The following is a 20,251-nucleotide window of genomic DNA, read 5'->3' as shown; positions in this document are numbered from 1 at the left end:
GCTGGCCATACTCACGCCTCTTTTACCGAGTGCACAGGCGCTGCATGACCCTCAATAAATCCTTTGCCGGCTGGGGCCTGCTCGTAGTGCTCGGCCTCAACCTGCGGCCGATCCTCAGTTCCATCAGCCCATTGCTCGGTGAAATCCGCCAGGCCACCGGCCTGAGCTTCCAGAGCAGCGCCCTGCTGACCAGCCTGCCGGTGATCTGCATGGGGTTGGTGGCGCTGGTGGGCGTGCGCGTGGAAGCGCGGCTCGGTGAACGACGCGGCATCGCCCTGGGCCTGGTGATGATTCTGCTGGCGTGCCTGGCGCGCTGGCTGATGGGCCAGGCGTCGGCGCTGCTGGTCACCGCGTTGCTCGGCGGCGCGGGCGTGGCGCTGATCCAGGCGCTGGTGCCGGCGATGATCAAGCGCGAGTTTCATCACCGCGTACCGGTGGCGATGGGCGTGTATTCGGCCTCACTGATGGCCGGCGGCGGGCTGGCCGCGCTGCTCAGCCCGGTGGTGGCGACGCACTTCCAGCAGTGGCAGGCCGGGTTGGGTGTGTGGCTGTTGCCGGCCCTTGGCGCCTTGCTGCTCTGGGCATGGTTGCCGCTGGGCGCCGCGAGGAACCCACACGTCGCCCCCGCCTTCAAGGGTTTGCGCAACCGCCGCGCGTGGTTGCTTGCGCTGTATTTCGGCCTGGTCAACTGCGGCTATATGAGCATGGTCGCCTGGCTGCCCGCCTACTATCAGCAGCTCGGGTGGGGCGTGCTGCCCAGCGGCTCGCTGTTGGCGTTCATGACCATTTTCCAGGTGATCGCCGCGCTGCTGATGCCGGTGCTGGCGCAACGCGGCATCGACCGCCGCCCACTGCTCGGCATCAGCCTGGTGGCGCAAACCCTCGGCTACCTCGGCCTGATCATCGCGCCGCAGGCCTTTCCCCACGTGTGGGTGGCCCTGTGCGGCTTCGGCCTGGGCGCGTGCTTCGCCCTGAGCCTGCTGCTGACCCTCGACCATCACCGCGACCCACGCCAGGCCGGGCAACTGGCCGCCTTCGTCCAGGGCGTGGGCTTTTTGATCAACGCCGTTTCGCCGTGGCTGACCGGTTGGCTGCGCGAACTGACCGGCAACTTTGTCAGCGCCTGGATCGTGCTGACACTGACCGTGCTGGCCATGCTGCTGGTGACGCGGGTGTTCAGCCCGGCCACCTACCGCAGCGGGCTAGAAGTCGTAGCGCCCGGTCACGCCTAGGGTACGCGGGGCGCCCAGCAGGCCTTCGTATCCGCCGTTGCCGCCGGTCCACAGGGTGGTGTAGTAGGTTTTGTCGAAGGCGTTTTTCAGCCACAGCGACACGTCCCACTGGCCCTGTTGGTAGTTGCCGCGCAGGCCGGTGGAGAGGTTGACCAGCGCATAGGCCGGGATCTGCCCGTAGTCGGAGTCCTCCACGGTGCCCACTGCCTTGGAGCGGAAGGCATAACTGGCGGTGACGTAGGGTTCAAAGCCATTATCCAGGTTCCACTTGTACTCGCCGTTGGCGTTGGCGATCCATTTCGACGCGCCCACCACCTGGTGGCCGGTGAGGTCGCAGGACGTCGGTGCGCCGGGGCGCAGGCTGACTTCCGGCGGGCATGGCGCGTCCTTGTAAGACAGGTAACTCACATCGTTGAAGGAGCCGTTGAGGTTCAGCGTCAGGCCCTTGATCGGCACCAGCGTACTTTCCACTTCCACCCCCCGCGAGCGCACGGAGCCGGCGTTGGTGAGGTACTGCACACGGTTGTCCTGGTCGTAGGCGTTGGTCTGGTAGCCATTGACCTGGGTCCAGAACAGGTTGGCATTGAGCTGCAGGCGGCGATCCCACAACGTGCTCTTGAAACCCAACTCGGCGTTGTTGGCGCGCTCGGTGCCGATCAACAGCGAGTCGGCCCCCGCCGTCGGCGCCGAGCCCACCGCCAGGTTGACGCCGCCGGACTTCTCGCCGTGGGACAGCGTGGCGTAGCCCAGCAGGTTGTCATTGAAGTGATAACTGAGGTTGAGCAGCCCCGACGGGGTGGCGCTGTACTGCGTCAGGTCACCCGAGTCATACGCCCCGGTACGCCCGCGTCGCGCCGTGGCTGCGGCGCCGCTGACCGCAGCGCCGCCAAGCGGCGCATTGCGTGTTACCCAGGCACTTTTTTCTTCATAGGTGCCGCGCAGGCCGGCGGTGAAATCCAGGCGTTCGGTCAGGTGCCAGGTGCCTTGGGCGAACAGCGCAAAACTGTCGGTGCGGATATGCCCGTTGCCGATGCTGCTCACGTTGCTCAACGCGCCGCTCGGCGTGCCGTTCCAGATGTCGGCCTGGGGGCCGTAATAGGCGAAGGACTTGTTATCCAGGTCAGAGCCGAAGTAGTAGGCGCCGAGCACGTAATCGAAAAACCCGCCCTGGGGTGAAGCCAGGCGAAATTCCTGGGACCACTGCTTGTCCTCCACCGATACGCCGGCGTTATACGAGGCCGGCACGTTAAGACCGTCATCGTTGCGCGGGGTGAAATTCCACCAGCGATAGGCACTGACCGACGTCAGGGTGAAATCGCTCGGCAAGGTCCAGTTGGCCTCCAGCGAGGTGCCGCCCTGAAACACGGTGACGTGCTGGTCGTTGTCCAGGTTGACCTTGCGGTGGGTGCCATCGACCAGGGTCGCACCCGCGGCGTTGGCCCGGGACTGATAGAGGTTGGTGCCGTTGATGGTCGGCCCGGTGCTGTAGAGCACACGTGTACCGGCGCTGGAATCCTCCTCGTTGTAGTCGCCGATCCAGCGCAGGTTGAAGGCCTCATTGGGCTTGTACAGCAGCTGCCCGCGAAAGCCCTGGCGCGAACCGCCATTGAGGTCGTGGCCGTCATGTTCATTCTTGATGTCGCCGTCGCTGCGCGTGCGATAGGCGGAAAAACGCCCGGCCAACTCATCGGTAAGCGGCCCGGAAATCGTGCCCTTGGTCTGGAAATAACCGTCCTCGCCCAACGAGGTTTCGATGCTGCGCTCCGGGGTGAAACTCGGCGCGCGGGTGCTGATATTGATCACCCCCGCCGTGGTGTTCTTGCCGAACAGGGTGCCCTGCGGGCCGCGCAATACCTCAAGCTGCTCGATGTCCATCAGGTCGAACACCGCCATGCCGGGGCGCCCGAGGTAGACGTTGTCGATATACAACCCCACGCTGCCCTCCAGGCCGTCGCTGGCCGGGTTGTTGCCCAGGCCGCGAATCGACACGCTGGACTGGCGCGCATGCATATAGGCGACGTTGACGCTGGGCACCAGCTGCTGCAGGTCCTGAATGCGATACACCCGCTGGCTCTCCAGCGCCTGGCCGCCGACCACGCTCATGGGCGTCGGTACCGCCTGGGCGCTCTCGGTGCGCCGCCGCGCGGTGACCGTGACGGTTTCCAACTGGCCACTGGCGCTCTCGCCTGCCGGAGCCGGCTCGGCAGCATGACTGGGGGTCCAACTGGCACTGCCCGCCAGCAGCATCGCCAGGGGCAGGCGCTTGAAGGGTACAACGGGCTTGAACAGACTCATGGGCGGCTCCGGAACCCAGGAATATCCAGCAAGGCATATTCCTTAAGGTTATTTATTTATGGTTTTAAGAACATTTACTGCATAAGAGATAGCCTTTATAAGGAGTCGACCTAATGCATAGCCAATGCATTTCCCGGATATTTTTGATGTGAAAAATGCATATCGACCTGCGCCAACTTCGCCACTTCATCGCCCTCGCCGAACAGCGCAGTTTCGTCGCGGCGGCGTTGACGGTGAACCTGTCGCAATCGGCCTTCAGCCGCAGCATCCAGGCGCTGGAACACAGCACCGGCTGCCAGTTGGTCGACCGTGGGCGCAAAGACCTGGCGCCGACCAAACAAGGCCAGGTGCTGCTCGAACATGCCCGGCGCCTGGTCAGCGGCGCGCAGCAACTGGCCAATGAGATCAGCCAGTTCAACGGCCTGGAGGCCGGCGAGTTGCGCTTCGGTTGCGGCCCGGCGCCGGCCGGTGGCTTGATCCCCCGCGCCATCGGCAGTTTTATCGGGCACTACCCCAAGGCACGCGTACAGTTCCAGGTGGACGACTGGGAAAGCCTGAGCAAACGCCTGCTCAGTGAAGAGTTCGAGTTTTTCGTCGCCGACACCCGCCACTTCGAAGCCAACCCCGACTACCACACCCACCGCCTGCGCCCGCGCCGCTGGTATTTCTGCTGCCGCATCGGGCACCCCCTCGCCACCCACGACAGCGTCAGCCCCGCCGAACTGATGAGCTACCCGCTGGCCGTGACCATCCGCCCGCCGAACCTGCGCAAAGTCATCGTCGACCTCAGCGGCCGACCGGATTACCAGCCCAACGTCGAATGCGAAAACGGCTACAGCCTGCTGGGCGTGGTACTTCGCTCGGACGCCATCGGCATCGTCAGCGCCAACAGCGACGTGCTGCACATGGCCCGGGGCGAGTTGGTGTGTTTGAAGATCGAGGGGCTGGATGAAAATCTGGAGGAGCGCTACACCCGCTACGGGATTGTCAGCCGTGCGGGGTATCGGCTGTCGCCGTTGGCGGAGGCGATGATTGAGCAGATCAAGGAAGTAGATGAGTTGGATGAAGATATTTGTACGCTTGAGAATATCGCGGTCTGAACCGGCGCCATCGGGGGCAAGCCCCCTCCCACATTTGGAATGCATTTCAAGTGTGGGAGGGGGCTTGCCCCCGATGGCAACACCCATGCATTCATTGCATGAAACCCAGACCTCAAATGCACTTGCCAGCGCCCCACCCAAACAGCGAAAAAACCTCACCTATCTTCCATCCGGTGAGCCTCCATGTCCCAACCCCAACCCGTACGCAACGTGCTCTACATCATGTGCGACCAACTGCGCCGCGATTACCTGTCGTGCTACGGCCACGCCCACTTGCACACCCCGAACATCGACCGCCTCGCCGCAGCCGGCGTGCGTTTCAGCCGCGCCTACACCCAGGGCACCATCTGCGGCCCGTCGCGGATGTCGGCCTACACCGGGCGCTATGTCAGCAGCCATCAGGTGGCGTGGAACGCCGTACCGCTGCCCCTGGAAGAGCTGACCATCGGCGACTACCTGCGTCCCCACGGCATCCGCACCGCGCTGGTGGGCAAGACCCACGCCACGCCAAATCTGGACGCCCTGCAGCGGCTGAATATCGACCCTGAAAGCGCCCAGGCCGAGGTGCTGAACGAAGTGGGCTTCGACACCTATTTCCGTCACGACGGCATCTACCCCGACAGCCCGCTGTTCGAGGACAAACGCGAGTCCGCGCCCTACACCCATTACCTGCGCGAGCAGGGCTACAGCGGCAGCAACCCGTGGCATGAATGGGCCAATGCCGCGCAAGGTGAAAACGGCGAAGTGCTCAGCGGCTGGCACATGCGCAACGCCGGGTTGCCGGCGCGGGTTGCCGAGCAGCACTCGGAAACCGTCTACACCACCGACCGCGCCATCGACTTTATCCAGGAGCAGGCCGAACAACCCTGGTGCCTGCACCTGTCCTATATCAAGCCGCACTGGCCCTATATCGCCCCGGCGCCGTACCACGCGCTGTATGGCGCCGAGCATATCCAGGCGCCGATTCAACCGGCGCACACCAGCGATCACCCGGTTTACCAGGCGTTTCGTCAACACCAGGAGAGCCTGAACTTCTCCCACGACGAGGTGCGGCTCACGGTGATTCCAACCTACATGGGGCTGATCAAACAGATCGACGACCAGCTCGGGCGGCTGTTCGATTTCCTGCAAAGCAACGGGCGCTGGAATGACACGCTGATTGTGTTCACCAGCGACCACGGCGACTTCCTCGGCGACCACTTCCTCGGTGAAAAGGAATTCCTGCTCGAACCTGCCGTGGGCATTCCCCTCATCGTGCGCGACCCGCGTGCCAGTGCCGATATCAGCCGTGGTTCGGTGGACGCGCGCCTGGTGGAGACCATCGACGCGCTGCCAACCTTCCTCGACGCCCTGGGCCTGCCCGCCGCCGAGCACCGCCTGGAAGGCTGCTCGCTGATCCCGCTGCTGCACGGTGAACCGACCCCTTGGCGTGACTATGCGATTGCCGAGTACGACTACGCCTTCCAGGCCCCCGCCCGCGAGCGCCTGGGCCAGCCGATCGACCGTTGCCGCATGACCATGGTGCGCAGCGAGCGCTGGAAATACCTGGCGTATGATGGCTTCCGCCCGCAGCTGTTCGACCTGCACAACGACCCGCAGGAAGTACACGACCTGGGCGCCGACCCGGCCTATGCCGACGTGCGCGAGGTGCACCTGGGTTATCTGTTCGACTGGCTGCGCGGGTTGAAGCGGCGAACCACTATCAGCCACACCGAGATCGAAGTGCGTGGCCAGTGGTTTCGCTACGGTGAGCCGGAGGCGGAGAAGGTGGTGCAGATCGGCGTCTGGTAGACGATGCAAATCACTGTGGGAGGGGGCTTGCCCCCGATGGCGGTGTGTCAGCCACCGAAAGGTTGACTGACACTCAGCTATCGGGGGCAAGCCCCCTCCCACATTTGGATTTGTGTTTGCTTAGCGGCCTTTGGTGGTTTTGCTGGATTGTCCGTGCACACCCACCGGCACATCGCCCTTGAGCGTCACCCGGCGCACGATACGCTCCTGCGTGCCGTAGTCGTCCACCGCGTAATGCTGGGTGGCGCGGTTGTCCCAGATCGCTACGTCGCCGCTGTTCCAGCGCCAGCGCACGGTGTTTTCCAGGCGGGTGACGTGGCTTTGCAACAGGTTGAACAGTTGCGTCGAGTCGGCCTGGGAATAGCCTTTGAGGCGCTTGACGAAGTGCCCCAGCAGCAGGGTTTTCTCACCGCTGACCGGGTGCACGCGCACCACCGGATGCTCGGTTTCATACACCGTCGAGGTGAACACCTTGCGGTACTCCTCGAGCCGTTCCACCGCCACATCCGGCTTGAGCGCGGCGTAGTCGTATTCGTTGCTGTGGATGGCCCAGAGGTTATCCGCCAGGGCTCGCAGCTCGACGCTGAGGTCGTTGTAGGCCGCCGAGGTGTTGGCCCACACAGTGTCGCCACCGGATGCGGGCGCCAGCACCGAACGCAGGATCGAAGCTTTGGGGTAGGCATCGACGAAGGTCACGTCGGTGTGCCAGGAGTTGGCGCGCTGGCCGCGCGTGCCGTTCAGCTCCATCAGGAAACGCGTGCCGTCACGCACCGGCACGGTCGGGTGGGCAATCGGTTCGCCGAGCAGGTGGGCAAAGGCTTCCTGGCTCTGGTCGTCGAGGTGGGACTGTTCGCGAAAGAAGATCACCTTGTACTGCACCAGCGCTTGCTGGATGGCGTCGACAGTGGCGGCATCGAGATGACCCGACAGCTTGATGCCACGGATCTCGGCGCCGATGCGGCCGGCAACCGGATGAATGTCCAGTGCCTGGGCGATGGGTTGAACAGCTAATGCGGCGTTGCTCATTGTGGTGACCCTCATGTGCCTGCGGATGGTGGAACGCTCGCCGGCAACGCTCTATTCATATGCATTTTAGATCTAGCAAATGAACTAATGCTTCGTTGACGGAATAAGAGCTTGCATTTAAAACCTCAGCTCCGTCGCTCGCAAATGCCTTCGACCTATTTTTCAAATGCCGGGAATGCATATGGATCTGCGTCAACTGCGCTACCTCATTGCCCTCAACGAACACCGCAGTTTCGTACGCGCGGCGGACGCCATGGGCATCACTCAACCGGCGTTCAGCCGCAGTATCCAGGGGCTGGAACAGGAGTTCGGCTGCGTGCTGGTCGACCGTGGCCACAAGGACCTGCGCCCCACACCCGAAGGCCAGGTGGTGTTGCAACACGCCCTGAGCCTGGTGCACGGCGCCGCCTTGCTGAGCAGTGAAGTCACGCGCATGACCAAACTCGATGCCGGCGACCTGCGCTTCGGCTGCGGACCGGCGCCGGCGGTGAAACTGGTGCCGGATGCGGTGGCGCGGTTTATCGGCGCGCACCCGAAAATCCGCACCAGTTTCCAGGTGGATAACTGGGAAAAACTCAGCCGCGCCCTGAGCCGCGAGGAGATCGAATTCTTCATTGCCGACATCCGCCAGTTCGAAGCCGACCCGAACTTCCAGACCCGTGCGCTGACCGCCAAACGCGGCGTGTTTTTCTGCCGCCCGGGGCACCCGCTGCTGGCCAAGGACAGCCTGTCGACCAATGACATGTTCGACTACCCGCTGGCGGCGCCGCTGATCTCCCAGGGCATTCGCAAACTGCTGGCAAACCTGAGCGGGCGCATGGATTTTTCGCCGAGCATCCAGACCGAACACTTCCCGGCGCTGGTGAAAATCGTGCTGCAGTCCAACGCCATCGGCGTGGGCACCGAGGAAGCGTTCGCCGAGGACATCGCCAGCGGCGCGCTGGTGCTGCTGCACTGGCGCAATCTGCCGCAGAACATGGAGACCCTGAGTGCGCGGTGCGGAATCGTCAGCCGCACGGGGGCGCGGTTGTCGCCGGCGGCTAAAGCGATGATTGAGGTGTTGGTGGAGGTCGACAGGCAGGAGGTGAGTGTGGCGGTCTGAACAGCCTCATCGGGGGCAAGCCCCTCCCACATTTGAACTGTGAATACCTTCAAAGTGTGGGAGGGGGCTTGCCCCCGATAGCTATAGCCCAGGCACCACCAGACTCAAAGCCCCGCCGCCGCCAACCCAGGCGCCACCCAATCACTCACCTGAAACGAGCGGCGAATCAACTTCTCCCTGGAAGCCAGATCCACCGCATCCTGCAATTTGCCCAGGAACACCGGGTCCAGCGTCGCCGGGAAAATCTGGCTGAGCTGCTGGTCCTTCAAATCATTGCCCAGGATCACTGGCGGATAACTGGCCAGCCCCGACACCAGCTCGATGTAGGCCTGTTTGTTGTTGTCATCGGTCAACCATTGCACCGCCTGCTGCTGGGCCTTGAGCAACTTGGCCACCGCGTCGGGATGCCCGTCGACAAACTGTTTGCTACCCACCAATACCGCCTGGATGCTGCCGGCGCCGTTCAGGTCCTTGGTGGTCAGGGCGATCTCGGCCAGCCCCTTGGCTTGCAGCGCCGTGAGGTTGGAGCCGCCCCAGGTCGCGTCGATCTGCTTGGCGGCCAACGCCGCACCGGCAGCGTTGTAATCCAGGTTGATGACTTTCAGGTCCTTTTCACTCAGGCCCTGGCTGGCCAATGCGCTGTCGAATGACAATTGGCTGGCCGTGCCGCGAAACACCGCGACGCGCTTGCCCTTGAGGTCGTGCAGGGTCTTGATGCCCGAGCCCGGCACCACGCCCAGGTACTGCTTGATGTCACGCGCGGTAGCGCTGAGCAGGCGGGTATCCAGCCCATTGGAACGGCCGATGATGGCCGCCAGGTCGCCGAGATAAGCGAGGTCCACCTGGCCATTGGCGAAGGCTTCATTGATCACCGGGCCCGCGCCCTTGAAGTAATTCCATTGAATCGTGATGCCCTGGTCGGCAAAGGCCTTTTCGAAGATCTGCTGTTGGCGCAATACATCGGTGATGCCGCCGCCGCTGTGTTGGCTCCCGGCGCTGAGGTCTGGCACGGCAATGCGGATTTCCTTGAGCTCGGCGGCCTGCACCAGACCCGCCAGCGCGGTAGCGGCGAACAGCGTGATCAGACGTTTGAAGGGCAGTTTCATAAGGGCAGCTCCTGGTGGGCGACGGTCGCCTGGGGAGCTGAAAGTAGCCATAGGCAGATAGAAACTTTAAATACTATAAATTCACAATTTAATAACTTTTTGAACTATGCGAGACAAACCGCAGGCTGCAGCGGGCTATGCATAAACAGCATCGAAAATATTCTCCGAATGCATTGGATGCGTGCCGGGCACGGGCTTTAAATGGACTCTCTTATCGCACAATCATCTTGATTACGTTTTTATAAGATCGGAATCACATAACGAAAGGAAGGTCCCCGATGGCCCGGACCGCACGGTTAAGCCCGCCTCTGACCACCCCCACACTGCGCTGGCCGGCGCTCAGCCCCTGGCTGTTACCGCTGACGCTATTAGCCTTGTGGTGGCTGGCCAGCCGTCATCAGTGGATGAGCGAACAAATCCTGCCGCCGCCTGCACTGGTGTGGAGCAGCGCCGTGGAACTGGCGGGCGGCGAGCTATGGAGCCATCTGGCGATCAGTGTGCAGCGCTTGTTCTGGGGCTTGCTGGCGGGCATCGGCGCCGGTGCGTTGCTCGGCGCCTGGCTGGGCTTCAGTGCGCGCGCCGAGCGCCTGGTGTTTCCCACGTTCAGCGCGCTGGCGCAAGTGCCGACCCTGGCGTGGATCCCGTTGTTCATGGTGTTTTTCGGCATCGGCGAAACCCTGAAACTGGTGGTGCTGGTCAAGGCCATCGTGGTACCCGTGACCTTGCATACGCTGGTCGGCGTGCGCGATGCCCAGCCGCAGTTGCGCGAAGCTGCCCGCGTGCTGCGCCTGCCCACCCACCTGCTGATCCGCCGACTGATCCTGCCCGCCGCACTGCCGGCGTTCATGGCCGGTGTGCGCCTGGCCCTGGCGGCCGGTTGGACGTCGCTGCTGGCGGTGGAGTTGCTGGCCTCCAGTGAAGGCATCGGCTACCTGATGGTGTGGGCACGCCAGTTGTTCATGCTCGATATTGTCTTTGTGTGCATCGTGGTCATCGGCGTGCTGGGCGTGGTGATGGACCGTAGCGTCGGCTGGCTGGACCGCAAATGGGTGCACTGGCCGCATCCGGCCACCGCGCACATCCGGCGCGGCCCGCGTTACCAGGGCTGGCAGCGCCTGCAGCCGTGGCTGCTGCCGCTGGGGTTGCTGGCGCTGTGGCAAGTGGCGACGCAGCAGGGCTGGGTCGACGCGAATATCCTGGTGAGCCCATGGACTGTGCTGCAGACCACCGCCACGGGCGTCGTGGATGGCACGCTGTCGGGCGCGCTGGGCAAAAGCCTGGGGCGCACCCTGGGTGGCCTGGCATTGGGCGCCAGCCTGGGGTTTGCCATCGGCTTATGGCTGGGCTTGTCACCGCGCAGCGAGCGGGTGCTCGGCCCTACCCTGGCGGCTTTGCGCCAGATCGCAATCTTTGCCTGGGTGCCGTTGCTCACGGCCTGGTTTGGCCTGGGGGAATTGGCCAAGTGGGTGTTCATTGGCCTGGCGGCGTTTTTCCCGCTGTTTATCGCCACCCAGCGCAGCGTGTTGAACCTGTCACCGCAACTGAACGAAGCCGCGCAGGTGCTGCGCCTGAACCTGTTCCAACGGCTGCGCCGCCTGATACTGCCCGGTGCCGCGCCGGGCATTTTCGCCGGGCTGCGCCTGAGCCTGATCTACGCCTGGCTGGGCACCATCGGCGCGGAATACTTCATGCCGTCCAATGGCGGCATCGGCAGCCTCATGATCGGCGCCCAGCAGTTGCTGCGCATGGATTTGATCATGAGCGGCATGCTGCTGGTCGGCCTCACCGGCGCCACCCTCAACCTTATCGGCCAACGCCTTGAAAGCCGCGTCACCGGCTGGAGACACGCATGAACGCACCGATTGTCAGCTTCAACCATGTGGGCAAGTCCTTCGAGGTGGATGGCGTCGAGCTGGAAGCCATCCGCGAATTCAACCTGGAGATTGCCGAGGGCGAATTTGTGGCGATTGTCGGTTCGAGCGGCTGCGGCAAGTCCACGCTTTTACGCTTGCTGGTGGGGCTGGATACGCAGTTTCGCGGGCAGATTCAGGTCGATGGCAAAGCCGTGAGCGGCATCGACAGCGAACGCGGCATCGTGTTCCAGGAACACCGCTTGTTCCCCTGGCTGACGGTGGCGCAGAACATCGGCCTGGGCCTGGTCAATGAGCCCTTGAGCGAGGCCGAGCGCAGCCGACGCATTGGCGACTTTATCGAACTGGTGGGCCTCGCCGACTTCACCCGCGCCTATCCCCACCAACTGTCCGGCGGTATGGCGCAACGGGTAGCGATCGCCCGTGGCCTGGTGGCCAGCCCACGGATTCTGCTGCTGGACGAGCCGTTCGGCGCACTGGATGCGCTGACCCGCCAGCAGATGCAGGACGAACTGCTGGCGATTCGCGCCCGCGCCAAAATCACCACGGTGCTGGTGACCCACGATGTGGAAGAGGCGATCTTCCTCGCCGACCGCGTGGTGGTGATGGAGCCCCGGCCCGGGCGGATCAAGCAGGTGGTCGAGATCGCCCTGCCCCACCCGCGCCAGCGCAGCAGCTTTGAATTCCACCAATTGCGCGAAGAACTGCTGCATGAACTGATCAGCGACGATCACTACCAGCCGCCGGTGCGCGAACAGATCCGCGACCTGCCGCTGGCATTCATTGCTTGCTGAACGCGAGTTCGCTGTCCGGTTGCTCCTCGCGTTCAAACCGATTGGCCCGCGCAAAGGTGCCGAAATCATTGAAGCGCACGCCCATCTCGGCCATGACCTTATGCGCCACCCTGACCGTCATCTGGCGGATATAGAACGGCTCCTTCACCACAAAATGGTGGATGCCGTGGGTGCTGCCGAAATTGAAACAGAACGCCTGCAACGGCCACATCCACCAGGGGTTGAGCACCTGGGTCTGCTGGATCACATTGCCCGGCTCCACATCGCCGTAGTAATGCATGTTGGAACTGACGAAGTGCAGGCAAAAGGTGCGCAGCACGTTGGGGCCGATGATCACCACCGCCGCGATATCGATCACCTGCATCATCTGCAGCGTCCCGGCTGACCAGTCGATAGGCGCGCCCATCAGGCCGGCGATGCCGTTGGCGGCATGAAAGCCGAGGAAGATGTACCACGCGCCCCAATGCAGCAGCGCCAGCGGTGCGTACACCAGCAACACGCGCTTGAGGATGCTGAACTTGTGCGGCCAGGTCCTGGCGCGCAGCAGGCGGATCATGGCCGACATCATGTTGTCCCCCACCATCAGCAACCGCGCGATGCCCCAGGGCTCGCCGTTGGTGATCGCACGCTCTTCCATGTCGGCCTCGGTGCCGGAGACCTTGTGATGATTGAGGTGCAGGTGCCGGCGAATCCACGGGTTGATCGTGCTCGGCCGCGCCAGCCACACCAGGCCCATCATCAGGTTGTGGGGCACGCGCTGCTTGCGAAAGTACATGCTGTGGATCAGGTCGTGCTCCAGCTCATGGGTGAGTGAGGCGAAGAAGGCATTGAGCAGCAGGCACACCCACCAGGCCATGTGACCGCTGATATAGAGCGCCGCCGAACCGATCATGCCGACCAACGCGAGCGCCAGGATGCCCGCGCCCAGCGCATCCTGATGCAGCAGCGAGGGGTGCCGTCGGCGCAGGCGCGCGCCCTCGGCCAGCACCACCTCGCGGATATGCGCCGAACGCTGTTGCGCGTTCATCTGCTGGGGACTTGCACAAGTACCGTCCATGCTTCCATTCTCTTGTGGAGTGATGCCTGCATCCTGCACCCAACCCTGGCGCAGACCGCTAGCTCCGCACGCCAACCTGTTGACCGCAAGCGCCAATCGCCATGACTGAACCCACCTCCCTCGCCAGCTGGACCCGCGCCCTGCGCAAACAACTCGATGCCCTGGGCCTGGACAGCGCCGCGCTGTGCCTTGAGGCCGGGCTCGACCCGCTGCTGATGGACGACCCGAACGCACGCTACCCGTTGTCGGCCACCACACGCCTGTGGGCACTGGCGGTGCAGGCCAGTGGCGATCCGGCGATTGGTTTGCGGGTGTCGCGGTTTGTCAGCCCCACGACCTTTCATGCGTTGGGTTATGCGCTGGTGGCCAGCGGCAGTTTGCGCGAAGTGTTCGAACGAATCGTGCGCTATCACCAGGTGGTCAGTGATGCGCTGAGCCTGGAGTTGAGCCGACACGGCGACTGCTACCGTTTTCGCCTGCTGCAACCCGAAGGCAGCCCGGCGCCAGCGCTGGAAGCCATCGATGCGTTTGCGGCGATCTATGTGCGTACCTGCCGCAATCGCCTGGGGCGCGACTACGCACCGCTGGCGGTTTACCTGCGGCGCCCGGCGCCGGCCGACCCCGCGCCCTGGCACAGGGTGTTTCGCGCACCGGTATTCTTTGGCGCCGAGGAAGACCGCCTGGAGTTCGCCGCCCGCGACTTCGACAGCCACCTGGACGATGCCAACCCGGAGTTGGCCGAACACAATGAAACCGTGCTCAAGCGCACCCTGGCGCAACTGCAACCGCTGACCTGGGAGCGCAAGGTGCGCGCCGCCATCGAGGCGCAACTGCCCGACGGCGAACCCGGCGCGGAGCGGATCGCCCAGGCGTTGCATTTGAGTCTGCGCAGCCTGCAGCGGCACCTGGCGGATGAAGGGTGTCGGTTTGATGCGTTGCTCAATGAATGCCGGCAGAACCTGGCGCTGTTGCACCTGCGCGACCCGCAGTGTTCATTGGCCGAGATCAGTCATTTGCTGGGGTTTGCCGATACCAGCAGTTTCAACCGGGCGTTCAAGCGCTGGACGGGGATGACGCCGGGGCAGTTCAGGGATGGGTTGCGCTAGGAAGATTTGCAGGGGTTGTGGTGGCCTCATCGGGGGCAAGCCCCCTCCCACACTTGAAGGTATTCACAGTTCAAATGTAGGAGGGGGCTTGCCCCCGATAGCGGTGTCACTGGCAATCACCGCCCCCGATCACGCCGCAACAATTTCCTCACCCGCGCCACCAACGCCTTGGCGTCAAACGGCTTGAGCAAGTAATCATCCTCATGCAATTCCAACCCTCGCAGCCGATCTTCAATGCCATCCGGCGTGGTCAGGAACAGCACGGGCGTTTCTCCTCGCTGGCGAATCGCCTGCTGCAACTTCCACGCATTCAGGCCCGGCAGCATCACGTCCAGGATCACCAGGTCGTACTCGGTGCTTTCCACAAAGCGCTGCGCCGCCATGCCGTTGGCCGCGACTTCCACGCCGAAACCGGCTTCGCTCAGGCCCTGGGCCATGCGTTGCGCCAGTTGCGGCTGGTCTTCCACTAACAACACCTGCATGCCTTACCTCTGGGTTTGATTACAAACCTGTCATCAAATTGTGCGGCTTTTGACCACGTCCACTGGCTACCGTGACGGCCTGCCATCTGGAGCCCTCACCATGTTTCGCACTGCCTTGTTCCTGAGCCTCGCCGTGGCGACTGCCGCCCAGGCCACGCCGCAACTGCCACGCCACGCCGAGCTGGATCTGCGTACCGCGCGCCAATTGGCCGATGCCGGCCTGGCGCACTGCACCGCCGCGCTGACCGTACTCGACCGTGGCGGCAACCTGTTGCTGAGCCTGCGCGCCGACGGCGTCGGCCCACACAACAGCCTCGCCAGCCAGCGCAAGGCCTACACGGCGTTGTCGAGCAAAACCCCGACCCGACTGTTCGCCGAGCGCGCGCGCAACAACCCCGAGGCCGCCAACCTTAACAGCTTGCCCGAGTTGCTGTTGCTCGGTGGTGGCGTGCCGCTGTTTGCCGACGCCGAGCTGGTCGGCGCGCTGGGTATTGCCGGTGCCGGCGGCGCCGCGCAGGACGAAGCCTGCGCGGTACAGGCGGCCGAGCAACTGGGCCTGAAAATCACCCCTTGATACCACCTCTGTCAAAAAAGGACTTCACGATGAAAACCCTCAGCATGACCCTCGCCGCCCTCAGCCTGAGCGGCCTGTGCACCCTGGCCATGGCCGCCGGCAACCCGCTGAGCGTGCATGTGCTCAACCTGGAAAACGGCCTGCCCAGCGCCGGCGTCAACGTCACCCTGGAAGAACACGTGGGCGACCAATGGCAATCGCTGTCCCGGGGCGTGACCAATGAACAGGGGCGCATCGCCGAACTGTTTCCCGCTGATCGCAGCATGAAACCGGGCGAGTACCGCGTGGTGTTCAAGACTGGCGACTATTACAAGAAAGCCAACCGCGAAACCTTCTTCCCCGAAGTGCCGGTGATTTTCCAGGTCAAGCAGGCCGACCAGCACTACCACATCCCGCTGCTGCTCAGCCCTTACGGCTTCTCCACCTATCGCGGTTCATAGGCCGGCAGCCAGCCGCAGGCCATTGAGGTCGAGAATCTCGATGGCCCCGTAGCTCAGGCCAAGGACGCCCTGTTGCTCCAGCGCCCTGAGCAGGCTGTTGGTGGTCTGGCGCGACAGGCCGAGCATCGCCGCCAGGTCCTCCTGCGGCAGTTGCAACACCCGGCGCGCTTGCGTTCGCTCACCGTAGCCTTGAGCAATCATCAGCAGCCGATGGGCCAGCCGCGCCGACGCGGGCATCAGGCTCATCTGTTCGATATTGATCAACGACAGGCGCAGCTTGTGGCTCATCAACAGGGCCACATCGCGCCAATACGCCGGATGCCGCTCGAGTATGCCGAGCATCGCCGCCTGCGGCACCTGCGCCAGTGTGCAAGGGCCCGTGGCGAGCGCATCGTGGGTGCGCGGCAGGTTGTCGAACAGGCAGATCTCGCCGAACCAGTAAGGCGTCTCCACCAGGCTCAGCACCGCTTCCTTGCCCTGGGCATTCACCGCGCTGATGCGCACCGCCCCTTCCAGCACCGCATACAGGCCACATGGCGGATCGCCGCGCTTGAACAGAAACTGCCCCGCCGTCAGCATGCGCACCCGCGCCGCCGCCAGCAGGCTATGCTGCAGGTCTGCTGGCAGATGGCCAAACCAGTGGCCGCTGAGCAGATGCGCGTGCCATTTGCCTGTGTCCATGGGAACTCCGAAGATTGTCGCCCAGTTGACAGTTAGGCGCCGACTGACAGGGCATGATCAAACATCCTACAGGAGGAACAACAATGAAAAGCCTCGTCGACCACCTCAGTCAATACGCCGCCTACCACCGCGACCCACGCAATATCGCCAGCCATTTCATCGGCATTCCCTTGATCGTGGTGGCGGTCGCCGTGCTGCTGTCACGCCCCGAATGGGCGCTGGGCGCGCTGTGGGTTTCACCGGCGGTAGTGCTGGCGCTGTTTTCGGCGTGGTTTTACCTGCGCCTGGAACTGGCCCTGGGATTGTTGATGACGCTGTTGATGGGCTTGTCGGTATGGGCCGGGCACGTGCTGGCGGCGCAGAGCACGATGGTGTGGTTGAGCAGCGGTATCGGGATGTTTGTGGTGGGCTGGGTGATTCAGTTTGTCGGGCATTACTACGAAGGCCGAAAGCCGGCGTTTGTGGATGATGTGTCGGGGCTGATTGTGGGGCCGTTGTTTGTGGTGGCGGAGTTGGCGTTTCTGCTGGGGTTGCGGCAGGCGCTGAAGCAGCAGATTGAGCACCGCTCAGGCCCGGTGGCGCGCCGCGATCTCAAGCCCAGTGGAATCTGAATGTGGGAGGGGGCTTGCTCCCGATGGCGGTGGATCAGTCAGAATATGTGTGACTGACACACCGCTATCGGGGGCAAGCCCCCTCCCACATTGGTCCCGTTTTCACATGGGGTTCTGGGGCGTGCTCAGGCTTTTTGCCAGACCTTGGGTTTGAAGAACAGGGTCTCGCCACGGGCCAGGCCGGTCAGGCTGTCGTGGTCCTTCACCACTTCGGCTTCGATCAGCTCGGGCTGGCCTTCGACCTTCAGGGTCACGCGAGTAGTCGCACCCAGCGGCCGGATGTCCCGCACCTCAGCCGCGTGGTGATCCTCCAGCTCATGCCGCGACAGCGACACCTCATGCGGGCGGAACAGCAGGTGTTTGTCCTCGCCCAGGTGCAAGCGGTTGGAGTCACCCAGAAAGTGGTACACAAAATCGCTGGCCGGGTTTTCGTAGACGTCGCCCGGTGAACCGATCTGCTCGATCACGCCCTTGTTCATCACCACGATACGGTCGGCGACTTCCATGGCCTCCTCCTGGTCATGGGTCACGAACACCGAGGTCAGGTTGATATCCTCGTGCAAGCGCGCCAGCCAGCGCCGCAGTTCTTTGCGCACCTTGGCATCGAGGGCGCCGAAGGGTTCGTCCAGCAGCAGCACCTTAGGCTCCACCGCCAGGGCCCGGGCCAGGGCGATACGCTGGCGCTGGCCGCCGGAGAGTTGTTCCGGGTAGCGATCGGAGAGCCAGTCGAGCTGCACCATGTTCAGCAGTTCGTGAACCTTGCTCGCGATCTGGCTTTCCGTCGGGCGCTGGTTTTTCGGCTTCATGCGCAGGCCGAAAGCAACGTTGTCGAACACGGTCATGTGGCGGAACAGCGCGTAGTGCTGGAACACAAAGCCCACGTTGCGATCACGCACATCGTGACCGGAGACGTCCTCGCCGTGGAACACGATGCTGCCGGCATCCGGGGTTTCCAGGCCTGCGATGATGCGCAGCAAGGTGGTCTTGCCGCAGCCGGAGGGGCCCAGCAACGCCACCAGCTCGCCACTCTGGATATCCAGGTTGATGCTGTCCAGGGCCTTGAAGGCGTTGAAGTTCTTGCTGACATTACGGACTTCGATCGACATGACTTATTCCTCACCGGCGCTGTTGCGCAGGCGGTTGATTCGGTTCTCGCTCCACTGCTTGAGCAGCAGGATGAAGAGCGCCAGGATCAGCAACAGGCTGGCCACCGCAAAGGCGGCGACGTGGTTGTATTCGTTGTAGAGAATCTCGACGTGCAGCGGCAGCGTGTTGGTCACGCCGCGAATATGGCCGGACACCACCGACACTGCGCCGAACTCCCCCATGGCCCGCGCCGTACAGAGCACCACGCCGTAGATCAGGCCCCACTTGATGTTCGGTACGGTGACATGCCAGAACATCTGCCAGCCGTTGGCCCCGAGCAGGCGCGCGGCTTCTTCTTCCTGGGTGCCCTGCTCCTGCATCAGCGGGATCAGCTCACGGGCCACGAACGGCACGGTGACGAAGATGGTCGCCAGCACGATACCGGGCAAGGCGAACACGATCTGGATGTCATGTTCCTGCAGCCAGGGGCCGAAAAAGCCCTGGGCGCCGAACATCAGCACGTAGACCAGGCCTGCGATCACCGGGGACACCGAGAACGGCAGGTCGATCAGCGTCACCAGGATGCTTTTGCCACGGAATGAATATTTGCTCACGCACCACGCGGCGCTGACGCCAAACACCAGGTTGAGCGGCACCGAGATCACCACGGCGATCACCGTGAGTTTCAGCGCCGACAGCGCGTCCGGTTCAAGGATCGCGGTGAAGAACGCGCCGAGGCCATTCTTCAGGCCCTGGGACACCACGATCAACAACGGCAGCAGCAGGAACAGGGCGAACACCAGCCAGCCGAGGCCGATCAGGGTACGTCGCGAGGTGGCGCTGCCACGCCGGGCGGCGTTGGCCGAGGACGCGGCGGAGATAGACGATTGGGACATGTTCCGCGCCTCCTTATGGACGTTCGATGCGCCGCTGCAACAAGTTGATCAGCAGCAGCAGGACAAAGGAAACCACCAGCATCAGCACACCGATAGAGGTGGCGCCGCGGTAGTCGTACTGGTCGAGCTTGACCATGATCAGCAACGGCAGGATTTCGGTTTTCATCGGCATGTTGCCGGCGATGAAAATCACCGAGCCGTACTCACCGACGCCACGGGCGAAGGCCAGCGCGAAACCGGTCAGCCAGGCCGGCAACAGGGCCGGCACGAGGATGTGGCGGAACACTTGCAAAGGCTTGGCGCCCAGGCAGGCGGCGGCTTCTTCGACTTCCCGGGGGATATCGGCCAGTACCGGCTGCACCGTGCGCACCACGAAGGGCAAGGTCACGAAGGTCAGCGCCAGGGTAATGCCCAGCGGGGTGTAGGCGATCTTGAAGCCCAGGTCGGCGGCGAACTGGCCCACCAGACCGTTGGGCGCATACAGCGCGGTCAGCGCGATACCGGCCACAGCGGTGGGCAAGGCGAACGGCAAGTCGATCATCGCATCGATGATCTTGCGTCCGGGGAAGGTGTAGCGCACCAACACCCAGGCCAGCAGCGTGCCGATCACGCCGTTGATCAGCGCGGCGTACAACGCGGTGCTGAAGCTCAGTTTCAACGCCGCCAGCACGCGCGGTGCGGAGATGATGTTCCAGAACTGATCCCAGGTGAGTTGAGCGGCGTGTACAAACATCGCCGCCAGGGGGATGAGTACGATCAGGCTGAGGTACACCACGGTGTAGCCCAGCGTCAGCCCGAAGCCGGGTATGACGGGGGAAATACGACGCGACATAAGAGTCCTTGGTTAAGGGAACAGACATGCAAAACCCGCAAACGAATGCGGGCTCTCCTGACCCCTGTAGGAGCGAGCTTGCTCGCGAAGATCGTCAACGATAACGCGGGCAGTCTGAATGCACGCGGTGCCTTGAAGTTTTTCGCGAGCAAGGGCTATCCGCCCGCCT

Annotated in this window: 19 protein-coding genes and 1 pseudogene; 11 read left to right on the top strand and 9 right to left on the bottom strand. The window is 63.3% G+C overall.

Going from position 1 to position 20,251, the window contains the following annotated elements; genetic code table 11:
* The first annotated feature begins 44 nt into the window (after positions 1 to 44).
* Entirely contained in the window at positions 45 to 1,232 is a 1,188-nt protein-coding gene (locus BFQ04_RS05865; RefSeq protein WP_065949992.1) for a CynX/NimT family MFS transporter, read from the top strand.
* Here BFQ04_RS05865 and BFQ04_RS05860 read toward each other — a convergent pair.
* Complete coding sequence (locus BFQ04_RS05860) at positions 1,203 to 3,527, bottom strand: TonB-dependent receptor (RefSeq protein WP_065893825.1); 2,325 nt, start codon at positions 3,525 to 3,527, stop codon at positions 1,203 to 1,205. The two genes, BFQ04_RS05865 and BFQ04_RS05860, sit on opposite strands and share 30 nt — an antisense overlap.
* A gap of 155 nt (positions 3,528 to 3,682) precedes the next feature.
* Between BFQ04_RS05860 and BFQ04_RS05855 the strand changes: the two genes are divergently transcribed.
* Entirely contained in the window at positions 3,683 to 4,627 is a 945-nt protein-coding gene (locus BFQ04_RS05855) for a LysR family transcriptional regulator (protein ID WP_065949991.1), read from the top strand.
* Positions 4,628 to 4,810: 183 nt separating this feature from the next.
* Entirely contained in the window at positions 4,811 to 6,418 is a 1,608-nt protein-coding gene (locus tag BFQ04_RS05850) for an alkaline phosphatase family protein (RefSeq protein ID WP_065949990.1), read from the top strand.
* A 120-nt stretch (positions 6,419 to 6,538) separates the two neighbouring features.
* On the opposite strand, the gene BFQ04_RS05845 is transcribed toward BFQ04_RS05850, so the two are convergent.
* Positions 6,539 to 7,444 (bottom strand): TauD/TfdA dioxygenase family protein, encoded by a 906-nt coding sequence (locus tag BFQ04_RS05845; protein WP_065949989.1) that lies wholly within the window; start codon positions 7,442 to 7,444, stop codon positions 6,539 to 6,541.
* Between the two features lie 181 nt (positions 7,445 to 7,625).
* Here BFQ04_RS05845 and BFQ04_RS05840 point away from each other — a divergent pair, with 181 nt between their 5' ends.
* On the top strand, positions 7,626 to 8,546 hold the full coding sequence (locus tag BFQ04_RS05840; RefSeq protein WP_065949988.1) for a LysR family transcriptional regulator: 921 nt from the start codon (positions 7,626 to 7,628) through the stop codon (positions 8,544 to 8,546).
* A gap of 104 nt (positions 8,547 to 8,650) precedes the next feature.
* Here BFQ04_RS05840 and BFQ04_RS05835 read toward each other — a convergent pair whose 3' ends face one another.
* The gene (locus tag BFQ04_RS05835; RefSeq protein WP_065949987.1) at positions 8,651 to 9,652 is read right to left on the bottom strand and encodes an ABC transporter substrate-binding protein; all 1,002 of its coding nucleotides are present in this window, start codon (positions 9,650 to 9,652) and stop codon (positions 8,651 to 8,653) included.
* Positions 9,653 to 9,930: 278 nt separating this feature from the next.
* On the opposite strand from BFQ04_RS05835, the gene BFQ04_RS05830 reads away from it, so the two are divergent.
* Both BFQ04_RS05830 and BFQ04_RS05825 read left to right on the top strand, forming a co-directional pair.
* Positions 9,931 to 11,505: an ABC transporter permease gene (locus BFQ04_RS05830; protein WP_065949986.1), complete on the top strand. Its 1,575-nt coding sequence runs from the start codon at positions 9,931 to 9,933 to the stop codon at positions 11,503 to 11,505.
* Entirely contained in the window at positions 11,502 to 12,317 is an 816-nt protein-coding gene (locus tag BFQ04_RS05825; RefSeq protein WP_065949985.1) for an ABC transporter ATP-binding protein, read from the top strand. The genes BFQ04_RS05830 and BFQ04_RS05825 overlap by 4 nt, the downstream gene beginning before the upstream one ends.
* Here the strand turns inward: BFQ04_RS05825 and BFQ04_RS05820 are convergent.
* Positions 12,304 to 13,374 (bottom strand): fatty acid desaturase, encoded by a 1,071-nt coding sequence (locus BFQ04_RS05820; RefSeq protein ID WP_065949984.1) that lies wholly within the window; start codon positions 13,372 to 13,374, stop codon positions 12,304 to 12,306. The two genes, BFQ04_RS05825 and BFQ04_RS05820, sit on opposite strands and share 14 nt — an antisense overlap.
* Before the next feature lie 101 nt (positions 13,375 to 13,475).
* On the opposite strand from BFQ04_RS05820, the gene BFQ04_RS05815 reads away from it, so the two are divergent.
* Entirely contained in the window at positions 13,476 to 14,480 is a 1,005-nt protein-coding gene (locus BFQ04_RS05815) for an AraC family transcriptional regulator (RefSeq protein ID WP_065949983.1), read from the top strand.
* Between the two features lie 116 nt (positions 14,481 to 14,596).
* Here BFQ04_RS05815 and BFQ04_RS05810 read toward each other — a convergent pair whose 3' ends face one another.
* Positions 14,597 to 14,962, bottom strand: coding sequence for a response regulator (locus BFQ04_RS05810; protein WP_065949982.1), 366 nt, complete (start codon positions 14,960 to 14,962; stop codon positions 14,597 to 14,599).
* Positions 14,963 to 15,062: 100 nt separating this feature from the next.
* Here BFQ04_RS05810 and BFQ04_RS05805 point away from each other — a divergent pair, with 100 nt between their 5' ends.
* Positions 15,063 to 15,536, top strand: a complete 474-nt coding sequence (locus BFQ04_RS05805; RefSeq protein WP_057725353.1) for a GlcG/HbpS family heme-binding protein — start codon at positions 15,063 to 15,065, stop codon at positions 15,534 to 15,536.
* Between the two features lie 29 nt (positions 15,537 to 15,565).
* Complete coding sequence (gene uraH, locus BFQ04_RS05800) at positions 15,566 to 15,976, top strand: hydroxyisourate hydrolase (RefSeq protein ID WP_065949981.1); 411 nt, start codon at positions 15,566 to 15,568, stop codon at positions 15,974 to 15,976.
* On the opposite strand, the gene BFQ04_RS05795 is transcribed toward uraH, so the two are convergent.
* Positions 15,971 to 16,657, bottom strand: coding sequence for a Crp/Fnr family transcriptional regulator (locus tag BFQ04_RS05795; protein ID WP_065949980.1), 687 nt, complete (start codon positions 16,655 to 16,657; stop codon positions 15,971 to 15,973). The two genes, uraH and BFQ04_RS05795, sit on opposite strands and share 6 nt — an antisense overlap.
* A gap of 83 nt (positions 16,658 to 16,740) precedes the next feature.
* Here BFQ04_RS05795 and BFQ04_RS05790 point away from each other — a divergent pair, with 83 nt between their 5' ends.
* The gene (locus tag BFQ04_RS05790; protein WP_065949979.1) at positions 16,741 to 17,268 is read left to right on the top strand and encodes an Mpo1 family 2-hydroxy fatty acid dioxygenase; all 528 of its coding nucleotides are present in this window, start codon (positions 16,741 to 16,743) and stop codon (positions 17,266 to 17,268) included.
* 125 nt (positions 17,269 to 17,393) lie between these two features.
* On the opposite strand, the gene BFQ04_RS05785 is transcribed toward BFQ04_RS05790, so the two are convergent.
* The 3 genes from BFQ04_RS05785 to cysT are packed head-to-tail and all read right to left on the bottom strand — an operon-like array spanning position 17,394 to position 20,082.
* Entirely contained in the window at positions 17,394 to 18,374 is a 981-nt protein-coding gene (locus tag BFQ04_RS05785; RefSeq protein WP_065949978.1) for a sulfate/molybdate ABC transporter ATP-binding protein, read from the bottom strand.
* Positions 18,375 to 18,377: 3 nt separating this feature from the next.
* Positions 18,378 to 19,250, bottom strand: coding sequence for a sulfate ABC transporter permease subunit CysW (cysW, locus tag BFQ04_RS05780; RefSeq protein WP_065949977.1), 873 nt, complete (start codon positions 19,248 to 19,250; stop codon positions 18,378 to 18,380).
* 13 nt (positions 19,251 to 19,263) lie between these two features.
* Positions 19,264 to 20,082 carry a sulfate ABC transporter permease subunit CysT gene (gene cysT, locus BFQ04_RS05775; RefSeq protein ID WP_065949976.1) on the bottom strand — a complete coding sequence of 273 codons (819 nt, stop codon included), beginning with the start codon at positions 20,080 to 20,082 and terminating at the stop codon, positions 19,264 to 19,266.
* A 45-nt stretch (positions 20,083 to 20,127) separates the two neighbouring features.
* Here cysT and BFQ04_RS29920 point away from each other — a divergent pair.
* Positions 20,128 to 20,244 (top strand): annotated as a pseudogene (locus tag BFQ04_RS29920) (outer membrane lipoprotein carrier protein LolA); the annotation flags it as partial.
* Positions 20,245 to 20,251 lie beyond the last annotated feature (7 nt).

It is taken from the genome of Pseudomonas sp. 37 R 15 (assembly GCF_900004865.1).
Lineage (GTDB): Bacteria > Pseudomonadota > Gammaproteobacteria > Pseudomonadales > Pseudomonadaceae > Aquipseudomonas > Aquipseudomonas fluorescens_AM.
This window is presented reverse-complemented; position numbering and strand designations above follow the sequence as displayed.